Source organism: Xanthomonas nasturtii (assembly GCF_001660815.1).
Taxonomy (GTDB): domain Bacteria; phylum Pseudomonadota; class Gammaproteobacteria; order Xanthomonadales; family Xanthomonadaceae; genus Xanthomonas; species Xanthomonas nasturtii.
Genome location: NZ_LYMI01000010.1, coordinates 13887 through 28145 on the forward strand (window position 1 = coordinate 13887; position 14259 = coordinate 28145).

A 14259-nucleotide genomic window follows, 5' to 3' on the forward strand; every position below is an offset into this window, starting at 1 on the left:
CGCGCGAGCGGGAGTCGAAACTGCGGACTAACGACGCAGCCAGGCCACCAGCAGGGCAACCGAACCCGCGCCGCCGCTGATCCAGCTCCAGACCGGCACCGTGCCCAGATACCAGCCATCCGGATGCAGGCCGTAGAGCACGGCGGCCACCACCAGCAGCCCGCTGCCGGTGATGGCGGTGACCACGCGCGTCTGCAACTTGCGCAGGCTCACATCCAGCGCGCGCAACTCCGCCGAGCGGATATCGAGCTGATGGCGGCCTTCCACCTGCTGCTTCAACCAGCTGTGCACCAACCGCGGCATGTCCGGCGCATGGGTCATGATTTCCGGCAACCGCTTGCCCAGTTCGCGCAACGCACGGCGCGGGCTGTAACGCTCGCGCAGGATGCGTTCGAGTACCGGCCGCGCTACCGCCCAGATGTCCAGTTTGGGATCGAGTTGCCGGCCCACGCCTTCGATATTGAGCAGCGTTTTCTGCAGCAGGATCAGCTGCGGCTGCAGCGTCAGCTCATAGCGCTGCGCCACACGGAACAATTTGATCAGCACCTGCGCCAGCGAAATCTCCGACAACGGCCGGGTGAAATACGGCTCGCACACCGAGCGTGCGGCTGCTTCCAGTTCGTCGATGCGCACGTTGTTCGGCATCCAGCCCGCCTCGACGTGCAACTCGGCCATGCGGCGGTAATCCTTGTGGAAGATCGCCATGAAGTTCTCGGCCAGGTAGTACTGATCTTCCTGCGAGAGCTGGCCCATGATGCCGAAATCCAGCGCGATGAAACGCGGATTGAGCCGGCGCTCCGGGTCCGAATCGACCCAGATGTTGCCGGCGTGCGCATCGGCGTGGAAAAAGTTGTCGCGGAACACCTGCGTGTAGAACACGCGCACGCCCTTGGCCGCAAGCGCCTTGCGGTCGATGCCGGCGGCATCGAGCTTGGCGATGTCGTCGGAGGGAATGCCGTACACACGCTCCAGCGTGAGCGCGCGCTCGGCGGTGTGCGACCAGATCACTTCCGGCACGTACAGATCGTCCGAGCCTTCCCAGAACCGGCGCAATACGCTGGCATTGGCGCCTTCGCGCTGCAGATCCAGTTCGGCCGTCAAGGTGCCTTCGATCTCGGCCACCACTTCGCGCGGACGGATCTTGTCGGCGCGCGGATGGGTGCGTTCGACCAGGGTGGCCAGCGAGTGCAGCAGCGCGATGTCGGCATCGATCTGGCGCTCGATATCCGGGCGCAGCACCTTGACCACCACCTCGCGGCGCACGCCGTTGGCATCCGGCGGCAACGTGGCGGCGTGTACCTGCGCGATCGAGGCCGACGCCAGCGGCACGGTGTCGAAGCTGGCAAACGCCACGCTCACCGGCAGGCCGAGCGCGCCTTCCACGATCAGCCGCGCGGCCTCGCCGTCGAACGGCTTGACCCGGTCCTGCAGCAGGGTGAGTTCTTCGGCCACATCGGCGGGGATCAGATCGCGCCGGGTGGAAAGAATCTGCCCGAACTTGACGAAGATCGGGCCCAGCTCCTGCAGCGCCAGGCGCAGCCGCGCACCACGCGATTGCGCCGCGATTTCGGCACTGGCCCGCGGCACGAACGGCTTGGCCAGCCGCAGCCAGCGCTCGGCCGGGGTGCCTTCCAGCAAGGCATCCAGGCGGTAGCGCAGGATCACCCGGCCGATGCGGCTTGCCCGCAGGATCGCCTTCATGCCGCGCCTCCGCTCGCACGCAGCCGGCTCACGCGCGCGGCCAGCCGTTCGACATCGTCGCGTAGCTCGTCCACGTCGTCATGGAATGCTTCGAGCTCGGCGCGCGGCACCACATCGCGCGATTCTTCGGTGACGAATTCGGCCGCGCTGTGCGCCAGATCCACCGCGCTACGACGTGCCTGCTGCAACGCGGCGCGCACCGCGCCGGCGATCTGCACGCCCAGGATCTCGCCAAACACCGCCACGAACGGCAGTTGCCAATCCGGGTCGAAACGGCCGGCCAGCTGCTGCAACTGACGCGCCAGCTCCGCATCGCCGGAGACCTTGAGCCGCCCCGCCGGCGCACCGCTGCGGCGCGCGTTGGCCAGGAACGGCAGCTGCCCGAGCAGGCCGGCCAGGCTGCTGCGCACCGCCAGATCCGGTTCCTGCGCCTGGTCGACCGGGCCGACCAGCAACCGGCGCTCATGCACGCGGATCTGCAGGGCCAGCGCGGGCGCGTCCAGGGTCAGTGCGATGCGCTGGCCTTCCAGCGGCAGCAGGGCCTCGCGGGTGTCCGGGTCCAGCGCCAGCGCGCGGTTGAGCGCTGCCTGCAGGGCCTGGCCGGCGAGCGGCTTGAGGGAATTGAAGAGTGATCCGGGCATGCCCGCATTCTACCGTCCCTGCATGTCGCAGCTGGCTGACGATGCGAACGGCGCATGCCCCTTGGTTCGGCGCGTGGTCATGACAACGGCAACGGGGTTAGCGCTGGCACCAGGCGGCCGCGCGTCTTGCCAGCCCCGCGTGAGGCGGCGCGTGTCACGGCGGTATTCGAGCGTGCTCGGCAGTGCGTCTGCCTCGCACGACCCGCACGAGTGCCAGGCGCACTTTCGCTGGCGCCTACCGCACAGGCATCCTGGCGCCCTCATTCGGCGGTAGCAGGAGCAGGCAATGCGCAAGATTCGGGTCGGTCTCATCTTCGGCGGCAAGTCTGCCGAGCACGAGGTCTCGCTACAGTCGGCGCGCAACATCCTGGATGCGCTGGACCCGCAGCGCTTCGAGCCGGTGCTGATCGGCATCGACAAGCAAGGCCACTGGCACGTCAACGACCCCGACAGCTTCCTGCTCCATGCCGACGACCCGGCATGCATTGCACTGCATCGCAGCGGTCGCGGGGTGGCGCTGCTACCGGGCGCGCAACAGCAGCAATTGCAGCCCATCCAGCCGGGGCAGGCACTGGCGCAGATCGATGTGGTGTTTCCCATCGTGCACGGCACCCTGGGTGAAGACGGCTCGCTGCAGGGGTTGCTGCGCATGGCCAACCTGCCCTTTGTCGGCTCCGGCGTGCTCGGCTCGGCAGTGGCGATGGACAAGGACATGGCCAAGCGCGTGCTGCGCGATGCCGGCCTGGCGGTGGCGCCGTTCGTCTGCTTCAACCGCCAAACCGCTGCGCAGGCCGATGTGGCGGCATTGATCGCGCAGCTGGGCCTGCCGCTGTTCGTCAAACCGGCCAACCAGGGCTCGTCGGTGGGCGTCAGCCAGGTGCGCACGGCCGACGAGTTCGCCGCCGCACTCGCATTGGCCCTGGCGTACGACCACAAGGTGTTGGTGGAGTCGGCGATTGCCGGCCGCGAAATCGAATGCGCCGTCCTGGGCAATGCCACGCCCCAGGCCAGCGTCTGCGGCGAAGTGGTGGTGCACGACGCGTTTTATTCTTACGACACCAAATACATCAGCGAACACGGTGCCGAGATCGTGATTCCGGCCGACATCGATGCGCAGACCCAGCAGCGCATCCAGCAGATTGCGGTGCAGGCCTACCAGGCGCTGGACTGCGCCGGCATGGCGCGTGTGGATGTCTTCCTGTGCGCCGATGGGCGCATCGTGATCAACGAGGTCAACACGTTGCCGGGCTTCACCCGTATCAGCATGTATCCGAAATTGTGGCAGGCAAGCGGGCTGGACTACACAAGCCTGATCACGCAGTTGATCGAGCTGGCATTGCAACGGCACGCCGACGACCAGTTGTTGCGTAGCGCGGTCGAACCGCACTGATGGCGATGCCGCCGCGACACCGCGCATTAACCGCTGCATCGCTCGCATTCGGCACTGCGCATCGCACTGCGTTGTCTGTGCTGTATGCGGGTGCAGCTATGCAAAGCGGCTGTCTTCAGCTGAAACCTGCATACATGCGGCCATAAACGCACATGGCCCGCCTCCTTGCGGAAGCGGGCCATGTGAGCGCCGATCGGCAGCGCCGCTGCCGTGACGTATCGCGTTTAGGCGTTATACCTTGCCGCGACGGAACATCGAGATCACTGCCAGGATCAGGAACACCACGAACAGGATCCAGGCGATATTGGTCGCCGCACCGGCGATACCACTGAAGCCCAGCACGGCAGCAATGATGGCGATGACGAAAAAGATGATGGCGTAATGCAGCATGGCAATGGTTCCAAAAAGTTGTCGTGCCGAATCGGCGCAGACGTATCTTGTGGATGTGCCGGTCTTTATCGAGTGATGGCGATGTCGTTGGAAGATGAGGATCGCAGCCGATTGAGCCCTTCATCGATGCTGATGCGCGGCACATAGCCGAAGTCGCGACGCGCCGGCTCCATGCTGTACCAATGTGGCGTGCACAGCTGCTCCACCAGAAACCGCGTCAACGGCATCTCGCCTGGCAGACGCAACAGTGGCCACAGCGTTTCGCATACGGCACCGATGCGGTACGCGGTCTTGAACGACAGCGAGCGCGTCACCGCCGGTGCATCCACGGCAGCCAGCAAACGATTGAGCAACTCGCGCATCGGCAACGGTTCGCCGTTGGAAATGAAGTACGCCTTGCCTGCGCAGGCAGCGCCTGCGGCAAGGTGGTCGAGCGCATCGAAATGCGCCTGCGCAGCATTGTCGATGTACGTGCTGTCGACCAGATTGCTGCCATCGCCGACCATGCGCAGACGGCCGGCACGGGCACGCGCTGCCAGGCGCGGCAGCAAGTGATTGTCGCCCGGCCCCCAGATCAGCCGCGGACGCAAGGCGATGGTTGCCAGTTGCGCATCGTTGGCTGCCAGCACCGCACGCTCGGCAATCGCCTTGGTTGCCGCGTAAGCCGCGCGCAGATCTTCGCCATACGGCACTTCGTCGGCGCCGAGCCCTTCCACCGGGTTGGTGGCGCGATGGGTCACGCTGGGCGTGGAGGTGTAGATCAACCGTGGCACGCCGTTGGCGCGGCAGGCATCGATCACGTTCTGCGTGCCCACCACGTTGGCCTGGTGATAGCTGTCGTAACTGCCCCACGCACCGGCCTTGGCGGCGTTATGAAACACCGCATCGATGCCGGCGAAGGCATGCTGCACCGCTTGCGGGTCGGCCAGGTCGCCACGGATCTGGCCCACGCCCAGCGTCTGCAGCACCGGATAATCGCCGCGCTGGAAGCTCACCACCTCGTGCCCACGCGCGCGCAAACCGCGGCACAACGCCTGGCCAAGAAAGCCACCACCACCGGTCACCAGAATCCGCACGCACCACCTCCCTTGCAAGAACCTAAAAAAGAACGGCCACCCGCGCGCGTGGCGCTACACGCCGACGCAGCGCCGTTACGCAGCAGCCGATGACGCACGCTGCTGCGCCGCCCAGACCGCCAGCGTTTCCCGGCCGATCTTGGCGTTATGGCGAATATCCACAGGGAAGCCGGGATGACGCAGGAAACGCGCGATGCCTGCGGTATGCGGATGTGCCGCCCCCAGCGCGCGCAAGTCGGTTTGCACCTGCGCAAATGCCGACGCCGCCACGCCCGGCTGCAACTCCACGCACAGCACCGGCTGCTGGTGACCGAGTGCGCCCACGCCCACCAGCGCGGTGCGGCGCACCTGCGGATGTACGTTGAACACCGGCTCCACCTGTTCGGTGTACAGCGCAGCGCTGGCGGTTTCCACGCGGTGGGTCTTGCGCCCGCAGAACCACAGCCGCCCTTCGGCATCGAAGTAACCCACATCGCCCATGCGGTGCACGATGCGCTCGCTGCCATCACTGCGGCGCTCGCGGATCTTGGCAATGCGCGTGGCCGCATCGCGATTGAAATAGGTATCGGTGGTAGTGGGACCGGCGACGGTGATCTCGCCGACCTCGCCCGGCGCCAGCACGCGCACGCCGCGCCAGTCGGGAATGGCCGCATCGTCGATGGCGATGATGCGCACCTCATTGGGCGCAACCACCTGCCCCACGCAGGTGCCGGCACCGGCTTCGGTGGCCGCGCGCGTGGCGTCCAGGGTGCGGCCTTCGATCGCCGCCACCGGCAGGCATTCGGTGGCGCCGTACGGCGTCCAGAATTGCGCATCGGCCGGCAACAGCGCGCGGATCTTCGCCACCACGTCCGGTGGCACCGGCGCACCGGCCGAGGTGGCCAGGCGCACGTTGGGAAGCGGCTGCCCATAGTCGGCCAACACGCGCATCAGCGCAGGCGAGCCGAACAACTGGGTGACACCGAAGCGCGCGATGGCATCGTGCAACTTGCGCGGGTCGGCGGTGGCCGGGCGCGTCGGGTCCATGTCCGGAATCACCGAGGTCAGCCCCAGCGCCGGGTCGAACAAGGCGAATGGCGGAAACGTCGGCAGATCCACGCCGCCGGGCTGCATGTCGAACGCGTTGCGCAGCAATTCGATCTGGCCGACAAAGTGCCGGTGGCGGTACACCACCCCCTTGGGCACACCGGTCGAGCCGCTGGTGAACAGGATCGCGGCCACATCGTCGGGCGCGGTGTCGGCCAGCTGGCTACCGGCGCCGGCGCCATCGCGCTCCACGTGCGCCAGCGTCACCCCGCCCCAGCCGTAACGTCCGCCGACGGTGACAATCTGTTTGGCCGAGCGCGCCCAGCGCAGCAAGCGGCGCGCCAGCTGCGCCAGCGGAATGCCGATAAATGCCTGCGGCTGCGCTTCGTCCAGGCATTGCTTGAGCGCACGCTTGTCGATGCCTGGATCCACCAGCACCGGCACCGCGCCAGCCTTGAACAGGGCGAACATCAGCAGGAAGAATTCCGGCGACGGCCGCACCATCACCACCGCGCGCGCGCCGCGCCCGATGCCGTGCAGCGCCAGGCCTGCGGCAATCGCATCGCTGCGCGCGTCCAGTTCGGCATAGCTCAAGGTCACATCGTAGGCCGCGAATCCATTGGCGCCACGGGCACCCGGGCAGCGAATGGCGATTTGATCGGGGCGCTCGCGCGCCAGTTGCGGCAAGGTGGCCGCGATATTGCAGAGAGTCGTCATCTGCGCATTATCACCCATGCGCCAATGGCACCGGTCGCTTGCGGGGCTGCTTGCGGGAATTGCGAGAACGCAAGGCGCGCGCGCGGGCCGCCACATCGCACAGGTCCGTGGCGCGTTGATGCGCAGCCGCCGCCGCACACGCTATCGCAGTGCGCACGCATCGCATGGCGCACCCAACACATCACGCGCTGGCCGTGGGACGTCCATGCGGCGCAGACCACATCTGAATCGCTAACCGGCCGTCGTCGCGCGCCCCTTGTTTCGCGCCGTGGTTCGGTCAGAATGCCGCGCTCCCCACGCGATTTCGCCGCGCCAGGCCCGGCATTCCATGGCACACCCCTGCCTTACCTGCGGCGCCTGCTGCGCCTATTTCCGCGTCAGTTTCCACTGGAGCGAAGCCGACCCCGCATTGGGTGGCAGGGTGCCGATCGAGTTGACCGAATCGTTGCGCACGCATGAGCGCGTGATGCGCGGCACCTCGCAATCGCAGCCACGCTGCATCGCCCTGGATGCCGACATCGGCCGGTATAGCCGCTGCAGCATCCATGACCGGCGCCCGTCGTCCTGCGCCGCCGTCCCGGCCTCGCTGGAATTCGGGCTGCGCAGTGCACAGTGCGATAAATCGCGCCTGGCGCATGGCCTGCATGCACTGACCGAGGCCGACTGGGCTGGCGTGGACGATGCGCAACGCAATCCGTTGCCGGTGCTGTAACGCGTCAGCGCAACACGCACGCAATGCGTCCCTGAAGACCGCCGACGCATAGCCTGCACGACCGCTCCGCTGCGTCGCCTTGCACGGCCCGCATCTGCTTGGCACGGCTCGCAGCTGGCGAGCACGTGCGATCTAATGCCGGCGGTAGCGCGTTACATCAGCGGATTGCGCTCCAGAAACGTACGAATCGCCGGCACCAGCACCTCATGCTTGTCTTCCAGCACGTAGTGATTGGCATCCTCGAACGCGGTGACTTCGGCATTCGGCAGCGCCTTGCGAAAGCCGGCCAGGAAGTGCTTGTCGAAGCAGATATCGCGCAAGCCCCAGGCGATGAAGGCCGGGCGATCGGCGAACGCGGGCAACGCCTGCGCCGAGCGCTCCAGTAACGACCAGCCTTTGTCGGCCGGCGACAGCGGGATGTCCTGCATGAAGCGGATGGTGGAGATGCGATTGCGCCAGGTGTTGTACGGCGCCACGTAGGCGCGACGCACATCGGCCGGCATCCGCCGCGATACGCCAAACCACGAAGCGCCGGACGAAAACGCATTGAAGGTGCGGATAAACCACTCGCCCGGCCGCCAGTGGCGCCCCATCGCGATCTGCCACGGCATCGGCTTTTCCGCCGGCAACGGGAATGCAGCCGTGTTGGTGATCACCAGCCGCTTGACCTGCGCATGGTGCGACAGCGCCCAGCCGAAGCCGATCATGCCGCCCCAATCGTGCACCGCCAGCGTGACCGGCCCGGTGATGCCCAGATGCCGCAACAGCGTGTCCAGATCGTCCACGCGCGACTGCAGCGTGTACGCGTAACGCGGCTGCGCATCGGGCGCATCGTCCGGCTTGTCGGACAGCCCCATGCCGATATGGTCGGGCACGATGCAGCGGTAGCGATCGGACAGCCCGCTCACCAGGTGCCGCCACAGATAACTCCACGACGGATTGCCGTGCAGCATCACGACCACCTCGCCATCGCGCGGACCTTCGTCCAGATACGACATCGCAACGCCGGGACGCACCTCAAGGCGCTTGGGAGTGAAGGGATAGCCGGGGTAGTTCATGAAAAACGTATCCGATATGTTTCAAAAGGGTCTGCACGGCTCAGGCGCTGACCTGGCACGTGTACAGCAACGGCTTCGCGCATGTCGGCAAGCTCCAGCGAGACAGGCGATGCAAGCTCGCTGCTTTGCTTGCTAGGCATCAGTGCTGAATTCTTTGCGGCAAGGCATAACGCTGCGCTGCGTGCGCATTGTCGGACAACAGGCGCAGATACGCCGGATGCAGGAACAATTTCTCTTTCCCCATGCGCTGCTCGTGCAGTACGCCGATATCCACCAAGTCGCGAAGATAACGCGCCGCGGTTTCGCGCTTGGCGATACCGGCATCCACGACGCCTTGAATGCGGCAGTAAGGCTGGCTGAAAAGCACATCCACCAGTTCGCGGCTGTAGGTTTTCGGGCGCTCGGCACGAACCCACTCACATGCATGCTCATGCAATTGGCGAATGGCCTCGATCTTGGCGCCGGTCCAGCGTGCGGTATCGGCAACTGCATCCAGCATGTAAGCGACCCACTCGGCCCATGCGCCGTCGCGCGTGACGGCCAGCAGCAAGCGGTAGTAATCCGCCTTACGTTCGATGATGTAGCGAGACAGGTACAGCACAGGTTGGTCAAGCAGATCCTGCTCGACCAGCATCAAGAGATTGAGCACACGTCCAGTACGCCCATTGCCGTCGGTGAACGGATGGATGGCCTCGAATTGATAGTGCGCCACTGCCATGCGAATCAATGGGTCGATCTCGGGCGCCTCGTGGATGAAGCGCTCCCAATTGGCCAGCTTTTCGCGTAACACCGCCTCGCCGACTGGGGGCGTATAGATCACGTCACCGGTCTGCTGATTGGCCAGTGCCGTGCCGGGTACACGCCGCACCTGCATTTCTGCATTTTTGATGCGAGTGCATACGATCTCTGCGGTGCGGGTGGAGAGCGGGCGCGTACGCAGCGAAATAAAGCCTTCCTGCAAGGCGGTGCGATAGCGCAGGGCTTCTCGCGTTGCTGGATTGGCAGCGTCTTGATGCGCGGCGTAGCGAAACAGCTCATCCGTGGTCGTGACGATGTTCTCGATCTCCGAACTCGCCTGTGCTTCCAGGATGGGAATGGTATTGATCAACACAGCCGGGTTTGGCAAATGTCCGGTGGCCTGGCGAAGCGATGCCAATGCCTTGTGCGCCTCAATACATGCCTTGAGCAGCCCGCGGGTCTCGAGCTCCACCGCAGGCGGCAACGCAGGCAGATCGTTATACGGACGCTGGGGATCCATGCGATGCGCTCATGTCGACAGAATCGACATGATGCCAGCGTCATGTCGAAAAAACTGGAATCTCATACTTATCGAGACTGCCATGAGCGCAATCGGCGCCTGGAGTGGGATGGAACGTGGCAACCGCTTGCTAGAAAGCGGCCAGCCCATCTCTGGGATGGCCATGCGGCTTCACCAAACCACTTCCGCCATCGAGCAGTTCAAGCCCGAGCCGATGCCCAGCAGCGCGATCCGGTCGCCCTTCTTCAGGCGGCCAAGCTCCTTCAGCTTGCTCAGCACGATCGGCACCGAGGCCGGGCCAATGTTGCCGTGCTCGCCGAAGATGGTCATGACCTTGGACGGGTCGATGCCGAACGACTTCACGAACGCGGCGGTGTGCGGGCGGCTGACCTGGTGGATGACGAACTGGTCCAGTTCGTCCACCGCCCAGCCCAGCACCTGACGCGCGGCCACGAAGGTCTTCTGCGCCAGCTTGATGCCTTCGATCAGCAGCAACCGGGTGTCGGTGACCATGCGGTCCAGGTTGCCCCGGCACAGCTTGTTCCACTCGGTGGCCGAGCGGGTCACGCCGCCCTTGTAGCGCGGCGCGTCGGGCACCAGCTCGGTGCGCGCCATCACCATGGCCGCAGCACCGCAGCCCAGGGTCAACGCGGCGAGTTCGTTGCGGAACTCTTCCTCGGTGACGTCCGGCGAGGTCATACGCTCGAGGGTCTTCTCGTACACCAGGTTGGCGGTCTCGCCATCCACGACCAGCGCGTAGTCGATCTCGCCGCGCTCGAGCATGCGCGCGGCGATATCCATGCCGTTGATGAAGGCAAGGCAGGCGTTGGCCACGTCGAAGGTCACGCAGTGGTCGCCGACGCCCAGATTGCCGGACACGATGGAGGCCGTGGACGGCTCCAGGTAGTCGCGGCTCACCGAGGTGTTGACCAGCAGGCCGATCTTTTCGATGCCGATGCCGGCGTCGATCAGGGCCTTGCGTGCGGCCAGCGTGGCGGCGTCCGATGCCTGGACATCCTGGTCCCACAGGCGCCGTGCATGGATACCGGCAACGTCGCCCAACACGTCGGTCTTGATCCCGAGGCGGTCGTAGGTCGGTTGCAGGCGCTCGTTGATTTCCTTGGAAGTCAGCGTGTGCGGCGCATCAATGTGCGCCAGTCCCGCGATGGAGACATTCTGGAAGAGCATCGAAATAGCGCCATGGCGTCAGGCGAGGGGGCGTCAGTCTAGCTGCTGGCCGGTTTTACCGCATCTTTACAATTGAACAGCCTCCGTCCCAGCCCAACGGTTCAGCGCGGCGGGCAGCGAAACGCGTTGAAACGCTGGCTGCCATCGGCCGGCTCACCCTGCGCCTGCACCGCATTGGCATTGGCACCCGGCGCCTCGTTGCGCGCCAGCGTTTCCAGCTCTTCCTGCACGCGCAGCGGGTTGCGGTTGTAGAAACCGACCTTGCTCTTGACCGTCACCACCACTTCGCCCTGCTGCTGACACCCAGCTGGCACAGGGCCTTTGGGCAGGACCTGCACGCTTTTGCCGCTTTGTTTGATCGGCACCCAGGTGCAGGCCGCGGTGGTGGTGGCAACCAGAACAGACAGCATCAGCACGCGCATGAGTCATCACACCTAAGGGGCAAGGCCGGGATTGTGCCGCAGTTGCCTGCCGGCCATCAGGCGCGTACCGGCGCCTGCACCTGCCCCATTCAGCGCGCTGAATCGCCAGCGTTCCAGCTGCCATGACAGGCCTGGCGCCGTGTCCACCGTCCTGCGATCCGTCCGGGTGTCGGACACGGACACTGCCGCACGCACAAAAACCTATTTAAAACAATGGCCTGCGGTTATGCGCGCGGTTTGCTCTGATGTCTCTCGCAACACCGCTCGCACTCGAAACTGACCTCCAGCTGAATGAAAAAAAAATGCAGCGAAAGTCCTTGTGTATACCGAAACGGTGTACTACCTTACTACCACACCACTGACTAACAACACCAAGAGACCTCGCCATGAAGACCCAGACCCTGCGCATCGCCCTCTCCGCCGCCCTGTTTGCTGGCGCCAGCCTGGCCGGATATGCCCAGGCCGCCAGCCTGGACACCGTCCAGGTCCGCCCGGCCGCCGATCAGATCGCCCAGCAAACGCTGGAGCGCAGCGGCGACATCCGCACCCTGAGCGCCGTACAGGTACGCCCGTCGGCCGAGCAGCTGGCTGCACTGGCTGCCGAACAGGCTGGCCCGCGCATCGTCACCCTGGCTGCGGTGCAGGTGCGTCCTTCGGCCGAACAGCGCGCCGATCGGGTGGTGCGCAACTCCGCCGCCAGCACGCAGACCGCCACTGGCCAGGCCGCTACCGCGATCGGTGCGCTGATGGGCCAGGTCATCGTCAACCTGCCGGCACCGCAGATGCAGCCCTCGCCGGTCGAGCTGGAAGCGCTGGTCAACGCCGCCATCAGCCTTTAAGCACGCGCGCAGCTACACTTGCGCGCATGTCAGCCCCCGTCCTCGATGTCATCCTGTTTCAGCCCGAAATTCCGCCCAATACGGGCAATGTGATTCGCTTGTGCGCCAACACCGGCGCGCGTCTGCACCTGATCGAGCCGCTCGGCTTCGACCTCAGCGACAAGCAGCTCAAGCGCGCCGGCCTGGACTATCACGAATACGCACCGCTACAGGTGCACGCCGACCTGCCAAGCGCACTGGCCGCGATCGCGCCCAAGCGCGTGTTTGCACTGAGCACCCGCAGCACGGTGCGCTACGACACACCGCAATTCGCCGATGGCGACGCGTTCTTGTTCGGCCCGGAAACCCGCGGCCTGCCGGCCGAGGTGCTGGAATCGATCCCGCCGCAGCACCGGCTACGTTTGCCGATGCGCCCGGACAACCGCAGCCTCAATCTGTCCAACACGGTTGCCGTGATGGTGTTCGAAGCCTGGCGGCAGTGGAACTTCGCTGGCGGCCACTAGCCACTGTCGAACGCAGCGACACGCAGCTGCGCGTCGATCACCGCGCAGCCTGCACAGCGCCAGTGGCCTGCAACATGCCGCGACAGCCAGCCCATAAGGCCACCGCCAGCAGCGCGATCGCACCTAACGTCAGAAACGCGATGCGGTAGCCGAAGGCATGCGCCAGCCAGCCGCCAAGCGCCGGGCTCAGCGCTGCACCGATGCCCTGCACCGTCATCACCGCGCCCTGGCCGACGTTCACGCGCCCGGTGCCTTGCAACAACCGCGCAACCAGCGCCGGCACCACCACGCTTTGCAGGCCGGCGCCGAGCCCATCGAGGATCTGTACCGGAAACACGCCCCAGCCATGGATCACCGATGCCGCCACCAGCGCGCGCAATGGCAAGGCCATGAAGGCCACCAGCAACACCCACCAATGCCCGTGCACGCGGATCCAGCGCATCGCCAGCAATGCGACCACCATCATGGTGGCCTGTGCCACCACGATGGTGGTGGCGGTCAGCGCACTCGGGTCGCCGGCATGCGCCGCCACAATCGCCATGCCGTACAGCGGCAGCATCGCCGCATTGCCCAGATGGAACAGCCCCAGCGTGGCCGCCAGCAACGCCAGTGGGCGGCAGGTCAGCAACACCCGCCAGCCACGCAGCGCATCGCCACCGTCGCGGGTTCCCAGACCACGCGCTGCGCGGTGGTCGATGGCCGCCGCCGGAATCGCCAGCACGGCCACCAGCGCCAGCACGCCGAAAACTGCGGTGAGCAGGAACACCGCCGCAAACCCGTAGCGCCACCCCAACCAGCCGGCCAGCACCGCCGCCAGCATGTTGCCGGCATGGTTGGCAACCTGATTGCGCGCCAGTTGATGGTCGAAGCCGCGCGCGTGCACCAGCCCCAGGGTGATACCGGTCAATGCCGGGCCGATGCCGGCCGCTGCGAGTGCCGAGGCCACCTGCGCGGCAACCACCCCGGAAGAGGTGGGATGCAGCCAGATCAACGCGGTGGCAAGCAGGATCGCCAGGCAGCCGATCACCACCACGGCGCGCTTGCGCCGGGTGGCATCGACCAGCGCGCCGGCTGGCGTGGTGGCGAGCATGCCGGCAATGCCGCCCACACTCATCACCGTGCCGATCGCCGCCACCGACCAGCCCTTCGACTGCAGGAACACACTGAGGAACGGCCCCAGCCCGTCCTGCACATCGGCCACGCTGAAGTGCAGTGCTTCCAGCGCGCGCGTACCGCGCGGCCTGGCCCTGGTCATCGGCATGGCAGTGCTCGGCCATGCGATGCAACGCCGGCACACAGGCCGGCGTGCGTGACAGACCGGAGGGCAACCATCTCAAC

At 65.7% G+C, this 14259-nt stretch carries 14 protein-coding genes; 4 read left to right on the forward strand and 10 right to left on the reverse strand.

The features are described 5' to 3' along the window. Positions 1–27: 27 nt before the first annotated feature. Positions 28–1701: a ubiquinone biosynthesis regulatory protein kinase UbiB gene (gene ubiB, locus A7D16_RS05010; protein WP_064630403.1), complete on the reverse strand. Its 1674-nt coding sequence runs from the start codon at positions 1699–1701 to the stop codon at positions 28–30. Next, positions 1698–2342 (reverse strand): ubiquinone biosynthesis accessory factor UbiJ, encoded by a 645-nt coding sequence (locus A7D16_RS05015; protein WP_064630405.1) that lies wholly within the window; start codon positions 2340–2342, stop codon positions 1698–1700. Before A7D16_RS05015 ends, ubiB begins: the two co-directional genes overlap by 4 nt. 286 nt (positions 2343–2628) lie before the next feature. Between A7D16_RS05015 and ddlA the strand changes: the two genes are divergently transcribed. Continuing rightward, positions 2629–3732 carry a D-alanine--D-alanine ligase gene (ddlA, locus tag A7D16_RS05020; protein WP_064630407.1) on the forward strand — a complete coding sequence of 368 codons (1104 nt, stop codon included), beginning with the start codon at positions 2629–2631 and terminating at the stop codon, positions 3730–3732. Between the two features lie 231 nt (positions 3733–3963). Here the strand turns inward: ddlA and A7D16_RS05025 are convergent, their stop codons facing one another. From A7D16_RS05025 to oleC, 3 genes are all read right to left on the reverse strand, one after another. Further along, positions 3964–4122: a DUF1328 domain-containing protein gene (locus A7D16_RS05025; RefSeq protein WP_003468167.1), complete on the reverse strand. Its 159-nt coding sequence runs from the start codon at positions 4120–4122 to the stop codon at positions 3964–3966. Positions 4123–4187: 65 nt separating this feature from the next. After that, positions 4188–5198, reverse strand: a complete 1011-nt coding sequence (gene oleD, locus A7D16_RS05030; protein WP_064630409.1) for a 2-alkyl-3-oxoalkanoate reductase — start codon at positions 5196–5198, stop codon at positions 4188–4190. Positions 5199–5273: 75 nt separating this feature from the next. Then, positions 5274–6941, reverse strand: coding sequence for an olefin beta-lactone synthetase (oleC, locus tag A7D16_RS05035; protein ID WP_064630541.1), 1668 nt, complete (start codon positions 6939–6941; stop codon positions 5274–5276). A 328-nt stretch (positions 6942–7269) separates the two neighbouring features. Here oleC and A7D16_RS05040 point away from each other — a divergent pair, with 328 nt between their 5' ends. Next, the gene (locus A7D16_RS05040; RefSeq protein ID WP_064630411.1) at positions 7270–7653 is read left to right on the forward strand and encodes a YkgJ family cysteine cluster protein; all 384 of its coding nucleotides are present in this window, start codon (positions 7270–7272) and stop codon (positions 7651–7653) included. Between the two features lie 152 nt (positions 7654–7805). On the opposite strand, the gene A7D16_RS05045 is transcribed toward A7D16_RS05040, so the two are convergent. From A7D16_RS05045 to A7D16_RS05060, 4 genes are all read right to left on the reverse strand, one after another. After that, positions 7806–8711 (reverse strand): alpha/beta fold hydrolase, encoded by a 906-nt coding sequence (locus A7D16_RS05045; RefSeq protein ID WP_064630413.1) that lies wholly within the window; start codon positions 8709–8711, stop codon positions 7806–7808. 139 nt (positions 8712–8850) lie between these two features. Continuing rightward, the gene (gene fic / locus A7D16_RS05050; protein ID WP_064630414.1) at positions 8851–9969 is read right to left on the reverse strand and encodes a protein adenylyltransferase Fic; all 1119 of its coding nucleotides are present in this window, start codon (positions 9967–9969) and stop codon (positions 8851–8853) included. Positions 9970–10140: 171 nt separating this feature from the next. Next, positions 10141–11157 carry a 3-oxoacyl-ACP synthase III gene (locus A7D16_RS05055; protein ID WP_064630417.1) on the reverse strand — a complete coding sequence of 339 codons (1017 nt, stop codon included), beginning with the start codon at positions 11155–11157 and terminating at the stop codon, positions 10141–10143. 101 nt (positions 11158–11258) lie between these two features. Beyond that, positions 11259–11579: a DUF4156 domain-containing protein gene (locus A7D16_RS05060; RefSeq protein WP_064630419.1), complete on the reverse strand. Its 321-nt coding sequence runs from the start codon at positions 11577–11579 to the stop codon at positions 11259–11261. Between the two features lie 386 nt (positions 11580–11965). On the opposite strand from A7D16_RS05060, the gene A7D16_RS05065 reads away from it, so the two are divergent. Continuing rightward, entirely contained in the window at positions 11966–12418 is a 453-nt protein-coding gene (locus A7D16_RS05065) for an XAC0231 family protein (protein WP_064630421.1), read from the forward strand. Between the two features lie 26 nt (positions 12419–12444). Then, positions 12445–12921, forward strand: coding sequence for a tRNA (cytidine(34)-2'-O)-methyltransferase (locus A7D16_RS05070; protein WP_064630423.1), 477 nt, complete (start codon positions 12445–12447; stop codon positions 12919–12921). Between the two features lie 37 nt (positions 12922–12958). Here A7D16_RS05070 and A7D16_RS05075 read toward each other — a convergent pair whose 3' ends face one another. Beyond that, entirely contained in the window at positions 12959–14182 is a 1224-nt protein-coding gene (locus tag A7D16_RS05075; protein WP_064630425.1) for an MFS transporter, read from the reverse strand. Between the last annotated feature and the right edge of the window lie 77 nt (positions 14183–14259).

What these genes read in the sequence shown, in the direction of transcription:
- A7D16_RS05060 (WP_064630419.1), bottom strand. Translation starts at nt 11,579, where the DNA reads ATGCGCGTGCTGATGCTGTCTGTTCTGGTTGCCACCACCACCGCGGCC.
- A7D16_RS05025 (WP_003468167.1), bottom strand. Translation starts at nt 4,122, where the DNA reads ATGCTGCATTACGCCATCATCTTTTTCGTCATCGCCATCATTGCTGCC.
- A7D16_RS05065 (WP_064630421.1), top strand. Translation starts at nt 11,966, where the DNA reads ATGAAGACCCAGACCCTGCGCATCGCCCTCTCCGCCGCCCTGTTTGCT.
- A7D16_RS05045 (WP_064630413.1), bottom strand. Translation starts at nt 8,711, where the DNA reads ATGAACTACCCCGGCTATCCCTTCACTCCCAAGCGCCTTGAGGTGCGT.
- oleC (WP_064630541.1), bottom strand. Translation starts at nt 6,941, where the DNA reads ATGACGACTCTCTGCAATATCGCGGCCACCTTGCCGCAACTGGCGCGC.
- A7D16_RS05070 (WP_064630423.1), top strand. Translation starts at nt 12,445, where the DNA reads ATGTCAGCCCCCGTCCTCGATGTCATCCTGTTTCAGCCCGAAATTCCG.
- A7D16_RS05015 (WP_064630405.1), bottom strand. Translation starts at nt 2,342, where the DNA reads ATGCCCGGATCACTCTTCAATTCCCTCAAGCCGCTCGCCGGCCAGGCC.
- A7D16_RS05075 (WP_064630425.1), bottom strand. Translation starts at nt 14,182, where the DNA reads ATGCCGATGACCAGGGCCAGGCCGCGCGGTACGCGCGCGCTGGAAGCA.
- A7D16_RS05040 (WP_064630411.1), top strand. Translation starts at nt 7,270, where the DNA reads ATGGCACACCCCTGCCTTACCTGCGGCGCCTGCTGCGCCTATTTCCGC.
- A7D16_RS05055 (WP_064630417.1), bottom strand. Translation starts at nt 11,157, where the DNA reads ATGCTCTTCCAGAATGTCTCCATCGCGGGACTGGCGCACATTGATGCG.
- ddlA (WP_064630407.1), top strand. Translation starts at nt 2,629, where the DNA reads ATGCGCAAGATTCGGGTCGGTCTCATCTTCGGCGGCAAGTCTGCCGAG.
- fic (WP_064630414.1), bottom strand. Translation starts at nt 9,969, where the DNA reads ATGGATCCCCAGCGTCCGTATAACGATCTGCCTGCGTTGCCGCCTGCG.
- ubiB (WP_064630403.1), bottom strand. Translation starts at nt 1,701, where the DNA reads ATGAAGGCGATCCTGCGGGCAAGCCGCATCGGCCGGGTGATCCTGCGC.